At 65.3% G+C, this 12301-nt stretch carries 9 protein-coding genes and 1 pseudogene; 1 reads left to right on the top strand and 9 read right to left on the bottom strand.

Features of this window, described 5'->3' with window-relative positions:
- Positions 1 to 60: 60 nt before the first annotated feature.
- The 8 genes from ACVWYO_RS05620 to ACVWYO_RS05585 form a co-directional block, all read right to left on the bottom strand.
- Positions 61 to 744 carry a cell cycle transcriptional regulator TrcR gene (locus ACVWYO_RS05620; RefSeq protein WP_457349142.1) on the bottom strand — a complete coding sequence of 228 codons (684 nt, stop codon included), beginning with the start codon at positions 742 to 744 and terminating at the stop codon, positions 61 to 63.
- Positions 745 to 1113: 369 nt separating this feature from the next.
- Positions 1114 to 2151 carry a glycosyltransferase family 4 protein gene (locus ACVWYO_RS05615; RefSeq protein WP_457349141.1) on the bottom strand — a complete coding sequence of 346 codons (1038 nt, stop codon included), beginning with the start codon at positions 2149 to 2151 and terminating at the stop codon, positions 1114 to 1116.
- A gap of 5 nt (positions 2152 to 2156) precedes the next feature.
- Positions 2157 to 3056 (bottom strand): UDP-2,3-diacylglucosamine diphosphatase, encoded by a 900-nt coding sequence (locus ACVWYO_RS05610; protein ID WP_457349140.1) that lies wholly within the window; start codon positions 3054 to 3056, stop codon positions 2157 to 2159.
- Between the two features lie 160 nt (positions 3057 to 3216).
- A complete protein-coding gene (locus tag ACVWYO_RS05605; RefSeq protein WP_457349139.1) occupies positions 3217 to 4911 on the bottom strand; it encodes an AMP-binding protein in 1695 nt (564 codons plus the stop codon).
- 67 nt (positions 4912 to 4978) lie between these two features.
- Positions 4979 to 5176, bottom strand: a complete 198-nt coding sequence (locus tag ACVWYO_RS05600; protein WP_457349138.1) for a hypothetical protein — start codon at positions 5174 to 5176, stop codon at positions 4979 to 4981.
- 56 nt (positions 5177 to 5232) lie between these two features.
- Positions 5233 to 6777 (bottom strand): diguanylate cyclase domain-containing protein, encoded by a 1545-nt coding sequence (locus tag ACVWYO_RS05595; RefSeq protein WP_457349137.1) that lies wholly within the window; start codon positions 6775 to 6777, stop codon positions 5233 to 5235.
- A 291-nt stretch (positions 6778 to 7068) separates the two neighbouring features.
- A complete protein-coding gene (gene clpA / locus ACVWYO_RS05590; protein WP_457349136.1) occupies positions 7069 to 9396 on the bottom strand; it encodes an ATP-dependent Clp protease ATP-binding subunit ClpA in 2328 nt (775 codons plus the stop codon).
- A 140-nt stretch (positions 9397 to 9536) separates the two neighbouring features.
- Complete coding sequence (locus tag ACVWYO_RS05585; protein ID WP_457354877.1) at positions 9537 to 9734, bottom strand: DUF1192 domain-containing protein; 198 nt, start codon at positions 9732 to 9734, stop codon at positions 9537 to 9539.
- 68 nt (positions 9735 to 9802) lie between these two features.
- On the opposite strand from ACVWYO_RS05585, the pseudogene ACVWYO_RS05580 reads away from it, so the two are divergent.
- Positions 9803 to 10805: pseudogene (locus ACVWYO_RS05580) on the top strand (NAD(P)H-quinone oxidoreductase).
- Between the two features lie 77 nt (positions 10806 to 10882).
- Here the strand turns inward: ACVWYO_RS05580 and ACVWYO_RS05575 are convergent.
- Positions 10883 to 12229 carry an NAD-dependent succinate-semialdehyde dehydrogenase gene (locus ACVWYO_RS05575; RefSeq protein WP_457349135.1) on the bottom strand — a complete coding sequence of 449 codons (1347 nt, stop codon included), beginning with the start codon at positions 12227 to 12229 and terminating at the stop codon, positions 10883 to 10885.
- Positions 12230 to 12301 lie beyond the last annotated feature (72 nt).

The following is a 12301-nucleotide window of genomic DNA, read 5'->3' as shown; positions in this document are numbered from 1 at the left end:
CGCCCTACTACGGGCCAACCCACCCCCAACCCCTCCCTTCCAGGGAGGGGAGTAGAAACCTCAGCGCTTGAACAGCGTCTCGGCGGTCGGCTCGGCACGCGGGGCGACGACTTCGCCATTCTCGGCGGCTTCGGCGTCGCGCGCGAGCTGGTCGCGCTGGGCGCGCAGCTCGGTGATCAGCGCTTCGCGGTCACCCTCGAGCCGCGTGTCGACCGGCGCTTCGAGACCGGCCGCCTTGGCTGCCTTGGTCACCGCTGCATCGAGTTCGCGTTGCGTGGTCAGACCCAGCGTGACCGGGTCCTTCGGGGTGATATTGGCGATGTTCCAATGGCTGCGGTTGCGGATCGCCGCGATCGTCGTCCGCGTCGTGCCGATCAGCAGGCCGATCGCGCCGTCGCTGATCTCGGGATGATTGCGGATGATCCACGAAATGCCGTCGGGCTTGTCCGAGCGCTTCGACACCGGCGTGTAGCGCGGGCCCTTGGTGCGACGGACCTGCTCGGGGCCCTTGAGGATCTTGAGCGTGTATTCGGGGTCGGCCTGACCCTTGTCGATCTCGTCCTGGGTCAGTTCGTGCGCGCGGATCGGGTCGCGCCCGGTCAGCTTGGTCGCGGCGGTGTCGTCGGCGATCGCCTGGACCTCGAGGATGTGCAGGCCGCAGAATTCGGCGATCTGCTCGAAGCTGAGCGCGGTATTGTCGACGAGCCAGGCGGCGGTCGCGTGCGGCATGAGCGGCTGGGCCACGGGATACTCCTCAAAAACGGAAAGGGCCGCCCCTTTCGGAGCGGCCACTTGTGCTGGCATGCAACGTAGAGCGAATGGCGGGGGAGGGCAAGCGCGGTTGCGGGGGGCTCCGATTTCGCGGTCGTGCGCGGTGGAACGTGCCGCGGCGTACCGTCGCGCGTTGAGAATGCCGATGATCTCAAGCGCGATGCGCGCGCATGTCAGCGCCGTATCGAAGATCTTCGCTCGTGAATGCCGCGCGCATCCTCGGACCTCATGTGTGTCGCGACCGCAGTGCAAGGCGTCTTGAACGCTGTGCGATCCGCCCCGCGCGATCGACGCCGGCCGCGTCGCGCGCACTGCCTTAAGCTTCACATCGCCGCTATCGCCTCACGCCGCGATCGCCTCGGGATGCTTGACGGGAACCAGTGCGCCGAGAAACTGGCGCGCGCTGGCTGCCCAGGTGAAGGTCTGGCCGTAGGCGGCGCAGGCGGCACGATCGCGCGTCAGCGCGGCGGCGATCGCGGTGTCGAGATCCTCGTCCATCGCGCCGACCTGCGGGTTCAGCACGTCGACCGGTCCCGTCACCGGATAGGCAGCGACCGGCGTGCCGCTGGCGAGCGCCTCGATCATCACCAGCCCGAACGTGTCGGTGCGGCTTGGGAAAACAAACACGTCGGCGGCGGCATAGGCCCCGGCGAGGTCGGCGCCGAACAGCGGCCCGAGGAAATGCGCCTGCGGATAGCGCGCGGCGAGCGCGGCGCGCGCGGGGCCATCGCCGACGATGACCTTGGTGCCGGGATGCTTGGCGGTGAGGAACGCCTCGATATTCTTCTCGACCGCGACGCGCCCGACATAGAGCTGGATCGGTCCGCCGCCCTGCGCCTTCAGGGCAGCGATCGCTGGGAGCGGCGCGACACCCGGCCCGAAGGTCGCGAGATCGACGCCGCGACCCCAGTGGCGGATCTTGGTCAGGTCATGCGACTTGAGCGTGGCGGCGATCGACGGGGTCGAGGCGAGGATCGACTGGGCGGGCCAGTGGAACCAGCGGATATAGCGCCACACCCATTCGGGATTCACGCCGGTCCGCGCCGAGACGTAATCGGGGAATTGCGTGTGATAGGCGGTGGTGAAGGGGAAGCCGCGCGTCAGGCACCAGCGCCGCGCGGCGAGGCAGACCGGCCCCTCGGTCGCAAGATGGATCGCGTTGGGGGCGAAATCGGCGAGCATCTTGCCGACGCTCGCGGTGCTGGCAAAGGCCAGGCGGATCTCGGGATAGGTCGGACACGGCATCGAATAGAACAGATCGGGCGAGACGATCAGAACCTCATGGCCCTGGCGTTCGAGTTCGGCACGCACCGCTTGCAAGGTGCGCACGACCCCGTTGACCTGGGGGCTCCATGCATCGGTGGCGATGGCGATGCGCACGCGCGTCAGGCCGCCAACATCTCGATCTTCGCCGTCGGCCGGGATTTCTCCCGCGCGGCAATCTCGTCAGCCCAGTGCAGCAATTCCATTCTCCCGTCGAAATGTTCGACCAAAGCCGTGCAGCCTTCCACCCAGTCCCCGTCGTTATAATAGGCGATACCGTCGATATCACGGAACTCGGCGGTATGGATATGGCCGCAAACGACCCCATCGACGCCGCGGGCGCCGGCCGCCTGCGCGACGATCTCTTCGTAGTTGGAGATGAACTGCACCGCGTTCTTCACCTTGGCTTTCGCGTGCTTCGACAACGACCAGTACGGCAGGTTGCAGAAGCGGCGATAGGCGTTCACCCAGCGATTGAGCGCCATCATGAATTCATACGCCGCATCGCCGACATGCGCCAGCCAGCGGTGCGCGAGGGTGATCGCATCGAATTCGTCGCCATGCAGCACCAACAGCCGACGCCCGTCGGCGGTTTCATGCACCGCGTTGCGGCGGATCGCGACGCCGCCGAAATCGAGCCCACAGAATTGGCGGACGACCTCGTCGTGATTGCCGGGGATATAGACGACCTTCGCACCGCGCTTGGCGCGCTTGAGCAGGCGCCAGACGACGTCGTTATGCGCCGCTGGCCAGTAGAATTTCTTCTTCAGCCGCCAGCCGTCGATGATGTCACCGACCAGATACATTGTCTCGCTGTCGACATGGTCGAGAAAGTCGATCAGCAGATCGGCGTTGCAGCCACGCGTGCCGAGATGGATGTCGGAAATCCAGATCGTGCGATACGCCCGGCGCTCGCAGGTGGTGCGTTCAGGAATCGAGGGCTGCGAATGGGCGAAGTCGGCAAAGTCGGCGACCGTGCCGCTCGACAGTCCGGTGATCGCGCTTTTGGTTACAGCATCCATCGTCGACAACCTCGAAGCCCTACTGGTCTTCCGCCTATGCAGACAGATTGTTACAATCGGAATCGTTGACCTTCACGCAACTGTCATATCGCTGGCAGCCGCGCGCGAGCATCGACCGAAGTCGACTGCTGCTTTCTCGGGAGGACTGGCCGAGACGCGGTCAGGCCGTGGCAATTTCCGCCATGACCTCGGCGATCAGGTCCTTGCGGCTGAGCTTCCCGATCATCGTCTTCGGCATCGTCAGGCGGATGACGACGTCATCCACCCGCTCATGCCGCCCAAGCTGCGGGTTGAGCCAGTCGCGCAAGTCCGCACCGGTCGCCGCGACCTCTTCGTTGAGCGTGACATAAGCGCGCGGTTGCTCGCCGCGATACGGATCGGGCAGGCCGATCACCATCGCCTCCTTGACCGCGGGGTGGTGGTGCAGGATCGCCTCGATCTGGCTCGGGAACACCTTGAAGCCTGACACCGACAGCATGTCCTTCAACCGGTCGACGATCCGCACGAAACCGTCCTCGTCGATTGTGCCGACATCGCCGGTGCGCAGCCAGCGCCCCGTTTCATTGGTCACGAACACTTCGCCATCGGCGTCGGGACGGTTCCAATAGCCCTTCATGATCTGCGGGCCCATCGCGACGATCTCGCCCGGCTCGCCGGGGGGCGGGGGCTGGGTCGGGTCGGCCTTGTCGACGAGGCGCAAATGCGTCGCGGGGATCGGCTGGCCGATGCTGCCGGTCTTGCCGGGCCGCTCATAGGGGTTGGCCGAAAGCACGCCCGAGCTTTCCGACAGGCCATAGCCCTCGACCACGGTGGCCCCGGTCGCCGCCTCGAACTTCGCCTTGAGCTCGGCAGCGAGCGGCGCTCCGCCTGAGATGCACACGCGCAGCGACGCAAAGTCGGTCTTGGCGATGTCCGGATGGTCGAGCAGCGCCTGGTACATCGTCGGCACGCCCGGGAGCGCGGTCGCCTTGGTCCGCGTGATCGCGCCGAGGACCGCGCCCGCCTCGAAGCGCGGCAGCATCACGATGCAGCCGCCGTTGAGAACGGTCCTGTTGAGTACGCAGGTGTTGGCGAAGACGTGGAAGAGGGGGAGCACGCCGAGGATCCGGTCGGGCTCGGTCGGGTGCGGGTCGATGCCCATCACCTGGCGGGCATTGGCCGACAGGTTCTGGTGCGTCAGCATTGCGCCCTTGGGGCTGCCGGTGGTGCCGCCGGTATATTGGATCAGTGCAACGTCGCTGACCGGATCGATCGTTACCGCGGCATGCGTACCGTCATTGGCGATCAGCTGCGAAAAGCTCAGAATGCGCGGATCGTGCGGCCGCGGCGTCACCTCCTTGCGCTTGAACAGGCGATAGAGGATCGACTTGGAGGCCGGCAAGGCGCCCGCGATCGAGCCAACGACGAGGCGCTCGAGCTGGCTGGTCTCCAGGACTTTGAGCGCGGTCGGCAGCAGCGCGGTCGCCGACAGCGTGAACAGCACGCGGGTGCCCGAATCCTCGACCTGATGCGCGAGCTCGGCAACGGTGTAGAGTGGCGAGAAATTGACCACCGTCGCGCCGAGCTTGAGGATGCCGTAATAGGCCGCAAGGTAATGCGGCGCATTAGGCAGGAACAGCCCGATCCGGTCGCCCCGACCGTAGCCAAGCGCCTGCAGCCCCGCCGCGACGCGATTGGCGCCGCCGAGCGTTTCGGCATAACTGTAGTGCCGCCCGAGAAAGTCGATCAGCGGCGCATTGCCGGCGCGCGCGGCGGCCTGATCGAACAGCTCCACCATCGAAAGCGGCGGATAGAGGCTGTCCCAGGCATTGGGATGACGGTAGGATTCGCGCCAGACGGCTTCAGTATTGCTCATTGACATGGGTGTAAGCAAGCCGTCCGCCGCCTGCAAGTCACTGGGCCCTCACGTCACTCGGCGCGGGTCAGGAGAGATGCTTGCCCGTCCAGGTCACCAGCAGCGAAATCCCGACCAGCCCGAGATCGATCGCTGCCTTGATCTGATGCGGCGCGGGATCGGTCGGATCATGGGTGAGGATCTGGATGTCGGCGCTCGGGTGGCGCGCCACCGCAACCAGCGCGAGGACTGCGACGATTCCAACCATGATGCGACGGTTGCGCAACGCCAATCCCCTTGCGCGCAGCTTATACGCTTACCGCCGATTCGCGGCAAGGCGTCTCACGCTGCGGCACGGTCTGCCAGCATGCGCGTCCGGGCGCGATCCCGTCCGGCGCTCTTGGCGTCGTACAAGGCGCGATCGGCGCAGCCATAGAGCGCCTTCCAGTCGATCTCGCGGCGCAGCGGACCGACGCATTTGCCGATGCTCGCCGTGACGATCACGTCATACGGCATCCGTGCCGCGCGCAGCTGATCGAGGATATCGCGCGGCTCGACCGGCGCATCGGCGGGAAGCACGATGGCGAATTCCTCGCCACCGATCCGTGCCACGAGCGCCGCGGCGGGCACCGACCGTTGCAAGGCCAGCGCCACCGCGCGCAGCACCTCGTCGCCGCCATCATGGCCGATCGTCTCGTTGATCAGCTTGAAATGGTCGAGATCGACGATCATCAGCATCTGCTCGCCCTCGCGCCCGATCGCGGCCTCGAGGAACGCGCGGCGGTTGAGGAGCCCGGTCAGCGGATCGCTCTCGGCAAGCAGCAGCGCGGCGAGTTCGCCCTCGCGCGCGGCATCGCGCTCGCGGCTGAGCACGCGGACGCGGTAGGCGATGGCGAGGCTCGACAGCAACGCCTCGAGCGTCATCATCACGATCGTCGAATTGTCGATCCAGAAATTCCAGTGGATCAGGCTGAGCCCGCTCGCGACGCGGAAGCAGGCGACGAGCACGGGCGCTCCCCACGCCAGTGCAAACAGCCAGAGATAATTGCTCCGCGTCACCCAGGCGCGCCAGAGCATCGGGATGACGATGAGCAGCTGCCCGGCAAACGCCAACGTATAAAAGCGGTCGAACATTCGGACATTGCGCGGGCCGAACAGCGTATAGGCGACCGTCGCGGTCAGCATGGTCGCCCCCGCGACGAGGATCAGCGTGCGCAGCGGGCCCGCAAAGACGCGGGGCTCGAAAAAGGTCCGCGCGAACGCCAAAGCGGCAACCGCCGACAGACCGAGCGTGAGGTAATTGATCCGCATCCGGTCGTTATTGGCAATCATGGGCCAGGCCCAGGCGAGCGCGCCCGAAGACGAGAAGGCGTAGCACAGGAGGGCCAGCACCATCGCGCAATATGCAAGCTGGAAGCGATGCCGCAGCGTTGCCCACAGCGCTAAGTGATAGATGAGCAGCGCGATGCACAGCCCGCCAAAGCCACCATAGAGCGCGGCGAGCATCAGGTTGGAGCGGACGCCCTGTGCGGGCGTGGCAATCTGAGCTTCGCGCAGAATGCCGCGCAGATTGGCGGCGCCTTCGACATGCCACAGCAACCGGACGACCGGCGCTGAACGCACCGCCAGCGGTTGCGCGATGATCGCGCCGAGCTGGAGATGCCGCGACGTGGCATAGGGGTCGAGCCGTTGCGACACGATCGCGCCATCGGCGTATAGCGCATGGAGCGTCACCGCCTGTTCCCACAGGCTGGCGATGCGGATCTCGACCGGACCCGCACGCCGCACCGGCGCCGAGCGGACCCAGAAGTCCCCGCTGCCGAGCGCGGTCTGGCCGCGACCGCAATCGAAGCGTGCCGCACCCGCAAGAAGCGATCGCGGCGTCATGCCCGGCTGTGCCCGCACGACGCAGACCGCGACCGCCTGGCCGGAATGCGCTGTTGTCGCGGCAGCAGGGAACGACGATCCAAAAAGACTCAGAAGCGTGGCGAAAAGTGCCAGGAAAAGGGCGTGCGCAGCACTTTGCATAGCCCGCCATAAGGCGATTTTGACAAAAAGATCATTAACAAAAATCGCTAGGACGCCGCCCAACGCAAGATCGGTGCAGTGGTCAGCAGCGCTCCATCGGAACAGCGGCACCGGGTCCGAACGCGTGGTTCGGACCCGGCATCGTGTCGGTCACTTGACCGGGGTCGTATCCTTGTCGGTCCGAGTCGTCGTCTTTTTCTTGGGCTTCTTGGGTGGGGCCGAAGTGATCTCGAACGACAGCGCATTGTCCTTCAGCTTGACCGTCACCTCGCCGCCATGGACCAGCTTGCCGAACAGCAATTCCTCGGCGAGCGGCTGCTTGATCTTTTCCTGGATCAAGCGGCCCATCGGGCGCGCACCATAGAGCTTGTCATAGCCCTTGGTGGTGAGCCAGGTCTTCGATTCGTCGTCGAGCTTGATGTGCACGCTGCGGTCGGCGAGCTGGAGCTCGAGCTGCAGGATGAACTTGTCGACGACGCGCGCGACCACTTCGGTCGGCAGATAGCCGAACGGCACGATCGCATCGAGACGGTTGCGGAACTCGGGCGTGAACATCTTCTGCACCGCCTGCTCATCCTCGCCCTCGCGGGTGAGGTTGCCGAAGCCGAGCGTCTCGCGCGCCATGTCGGAGGCACCCGCATTGGTCGTCATGATCAGGATGACGTTGCGGAAGTCGACCGTCTTGCCGTGCTGGTCGGTCAGCCGCCCGTTGTCCATCACCTGCAGCAGGATGTTGAACAGGTCGGGATGCGCCTTCTCGATCTCGTCGAGCAGCAGCACCGAATGCGGCTGCTGGTCGATCGCATCGGTGAGCAGACCGCCCTGGTCGAACCCGACATAGCCCGGAGGCGCACCGATCAGCCGGCTGACCGAATGGCGTTCCATATACTCCGACATGTCGAAGCGCTGCAGCGGGATGCCCATGATCTGGGCAAGCTGCTTGGCAACTTCGGTCTTGCCGACGCCGGTGGGACCAGTGAACAGATAGTTGCCGATCGGCTTCTCGGGATCGCGCAGGCCGGCACGGCTGAGCTTGATCGCCGAGGCGAGCTTCTCGATCGCGGCATTCTGCCCGAACACGACGCGCTTGAGATCGGTTTCGAGCGATTCGAGCGCCTTGGTGTCGTCGGTCGAGACCGACTTTGGCGGGATGCGTGCCATCGTCGCGATGACCTGCTCGATTTCACGCGAGGTGATGGTCTTCTTGCGCTTGGCGAGCGGCACCAGCATCTGCATCGCGCCGACTTCGTCGATCACGTCGATCGCCTTGTCGGGCAGCTTGCGGTCGTTGATGTAGCGCGCGCTGAGCTCCACCGCCGACTTGATCGCGTCGGGAGTGTATTTCACCTTGTGATGGTCCTCGAACGCCGAGCGCAGGCCCGCCAGGATCTTGATCGTGTCCTCGATCGTCGGCTCGTTGACGTCGATCTTCTGGAAGCGCCGCAGCAGTGCGCGGTCCTTCTCGAAGTGGTTGCGGAACTCCTTGTAGGTGGTCGAGCCGATGCAGCGGATCGTCCCGCCCGAAAGGGCAGGCTTCAACAGGTTCGACGCATCCATCGCACCGCCGCTGGTGGCACCAGCGCCGATCACCGTGTGAATCTCGTCGATGAACAGGATCGCATCGGGCATCTTCTCGAGCTCGGTGACGACCGCCTTGAGGCGCTCCTCGAAGTCACCGCGATAGCGCGTGCCGGCCAGCAGCGCGCCCATGTCGAGCGAGTAGATCACCGCCGGGAGCAGCACCTCTGGAACGTTGCCCTCGACGATCTTGCGCGCCAGGCCTTCGGCAATCGCGGTCTTCCCGACGCCGGGATCGCCGACATAGAGCGGGTTGTTCTTCGAACGACGGCACAGGATCTGGACGGTGCGATCGACCTCGGGCCCACGCCCGATCAGCGGATCGACCTTGCCCTTCTTGGCCTTCTCGTTGAGATCGACGCAGAATTGCTTGAGTGCGCTCTCGCTCTTGCCCTTCTCACCGGGTTTTTGCGGCTTTTCTTCCTCGACGCCCTTGGGGATCGAGGCTTCGGGCGCCGCGCCGCCCTTGCCGACGCCGTGGCTGATGAAGCTCACCGCATCGAGCCGGCTCATGTCCTGCTGCTGCAGGAAATAGACGGCATAGCTCTCGCGCTCGCTGAACAGCGCGACGAGCACGTTGGCGCCGGTCACTTCGTCGCGGCCCGAGGACTGGACGTGGAGGATCGCGCGCTGGACGACGCGCTGGAAGCCGCTGGTGGGCGAGGGGTCGGTCGCCGCATCGACCTTCAACGCTTCGAGCTCGGTATCGAGATAGTGTTTCACGGTCGCGGTCAGCTCGGCGGTATCGACGCCGCACGACTGCATCACCTTCGAAGCATGTTCGTCATCGATCAGCGCCAGCAACAGATGTTCGAGCGTGGCATATTCATGGCGACGTGAAGACGCGGCTTCCAACGCCTTGTGCAGCGTGGTTTCCAGCGCGGAGGCAAAGGATGGCATTAGGTCTTTACTCCTTGCGAGCTGCGACGAAAGCGCAGCCCTTTGCGCCTATGTCGGAAGGCGTATCCGCCACTGCAAGCTCTTGAAAATCGTTCACCACCCTTCATGCCATCTTATAGCGGATGGCGGGCTGTCTGGCATCAAGACTTGAACAGATTATCGGCTTGAACGCGATGGCTGGCGGCGTGTTCCATCTTCGCGTTGGTCCGAGCAATTTCGGTCTCGAGCGCCGCGACACGCGCCTCGAGCTCCGCCACCGACAACGGATCTAAGTCCTGCGCGAGCAGCGCCGCGAGCGGATCGCCCGCGCGTTTCGGGAGAATCTCGTCCAAGTCCATTGCGGGATCGTTGACCCGGCGAGCGGCCATGTCAATAAGGCGCGCAGGCAAAACGGGGCATACGACCGATGGACGGAATTCCGGCTACCATGCGCGCAATCGACCCCGATGGTCCGGGCGGACCCGAAGTGCTGCGCGTGGTCGAGCGTCCCGTCCCGACGCTGCGCCCCGATGAAGTGCTGATCCGCGTCGTCGCAGCGGGGGTCAACCGGCCCGACGTGCTCCAGCGCAAGGGTGGCTACGCCCCGCCGCCGGGCGCACCGTCGATCCCGGGGCTCGAGGTTTCGGGCACCGTCGTCGCGCAGGGGTTGGACGTCGATTTCGAGCTGATGGGCCAGCCGGTCTGCGCGCTGCTCGCAGGCGGCGGCTATGCCGAATATGTCGCGGTCGCCGCGGGGCAGGTGCTGCCCGTGCCGCATGCGCTGTCGATGATCGAGGCGGCGGCGCTGCCCGAGACGCTGTTCACCGTGTGGACCAATCTGTTCGAGCGTGGCTATGCGACCGAGGGCGACACCGTGCTGGTGCATGGCGGCACCAGCGGGATCGGCACGATGGCGATCGGCCTCGGCGCGATCTTCGGGCTGACCGTGATCGTGACCGCCGGCTCGGACGACAAATGTGCGGCGGCGCTCAAGCTGGGCGCGGCGCATGCGATCAACTACAAGACCGAGGATTTCGTCGCGCGCGTTGCCGAGATCACCGGCGGCAAGGGCTGCGCGGTCGTGCTCGACATGGTCGGCGGCGACTATCTGCCGCGCAATCTCAAATGTCTCGCGGAGGACGGCCGTCATGTTTCGATCGCGGTGCAGGGCGGGGCGACCGCGACGATCCCGATCTTCGACATCATGCGCCGCCGCCTGACGCTGACCGGATCGACGCTGCGCCCGCGCGATTCGGCGTTCAAGAGCCTGGTGGCGGGATGAGCTGCACAGCAATGTATGGCCGCATGTCGAGGCCGGGCGGTTGAAACCGATCCTCGACCGAACCTTCCCGCTTGCCGAAGCGTCCGCCGCGCATGCGCGGATGGAGGCGGGGGATCATATCGGGAAGATCGTGCTGACGATGGATTGAGGCGGCTCCTCATTGGAGGAGTGTGCTGCCGACCCAGCCGGGTGCCTCCCCTCCCTTCCAGGGAGGGGAGGAAAATATCAGGCGAGTACGGTCTTCAGATTCATGAATTCGTGCAGCCCGTACGGCCCGAGTTCACGCCCATGGCCCGACCGCTTGACCCCGCCGAAGGGCGCTTCGGGCGCACTCGCCAGCATCTTGTTGACCGCGATCATCCCGGCCTCGATGTCGCGCTCGAACCGCGCGCGCTCGTCGGCATCCTGCGTCCAGACCGATGACCCCAGCCCGAACGGCACCGCATTGGCGATGCCGATCGCCTCGTCGATATCGCTTGCCTTGAACAGCATCGCGATCGGCCCGAACAGCTCCTCGTTCGCGACCTCATGGTCGATCGGCACGTCGACCAGAATGCCGGCCGACATATAAGCGCCCTTGCCCGGCAGCGCCTCACCGCCGAACAGCAGTTTCGCGCCAGCCTGCTCGAACAGCTTCAACTGGCCGAGCACGGTGTCGCGCTGCTCCTCGCTCGATAGCGGGCCCATGTCGCTCGCCGCATCCATCGGATCGCCCGCGACGACGGCCTGCATCCCGGCCGAGAATTTCGCGAGGAATGCGTCGTAGACGTCAGCATGGACGATCATCCGCTTGGCGCAGATGCACGATTGGCCGGTGTTCTGCACGCGTGCGGTAACCGCAGCCTTGGCAGCGGCGTCGAGATCGGCCGAGGGCATGACGATGAACGGGTCCGACCCGCCGAGTTCGAGCACGACCTTCTTGAGTGCGCGTCCAGCGGCTTCGGCGACCTTCATCCCTGCGCCTTCGCTGCCCGTCAGCGTCACCGCGACGATCCGGTCGTCGGCGATCAGCGCGTCGACCTTGTCGGACTTGATCGGCAGATTTTGGAACAGCCCCGCTGGACCACCCGCGGCGATCACCATCTCCTCAAGCGCGGCGGCACAGCCCTGCACGCTCGAGGCGTGCTTCAACAGCCCGACATTGCCCGCCAGGATCGTCGGCGCCATGAAGCGCACCACCTGCCAGTACGGGAAATTCCACGGCATCACCGCGAGCACCGGACCCATCGGATGCCATGTCGCGGTCGCGCCGGGGAAGCTGCGCGGTTCGAGCATGGCCGCCCCTTCCTGCGCGTAATGGCGGAACGCCTGCGCGCATTTCTGCACCTCGGCGATTGCCGATTTGAGCGTCTTGCCCATTTCGCGCGTCGCGGTCTCGGCCAGACGTTGCGTGTTCGCATCGAACTGTTCGGCGATTCGCTCTAGCAAGGCGGTGCGCGTCGCAAGATCGGTCAGCCGCCATTCGCGGAACGTGGCGTGCGCCCGCGCGAGCTTGGTTTCGATTTCTCCGCCGGTCAGCTCGGCATAGGATTGGCCAGGCGCGCCGGTGGCGGGGTCGATGCTCGTAAACATGGGGTATTCCTCGTTGGGGGCGGACAACAAACGCAAGTCAGGCCTCGCGTATCCTTGACCCCAAACGCTCGC

It is taken from the genome of Sphingomonas sp. UYP23, assembly GCF_054059235.1.
This window is presented reverse-complemented; position numbering and strand designations above follow the sequence as displayed.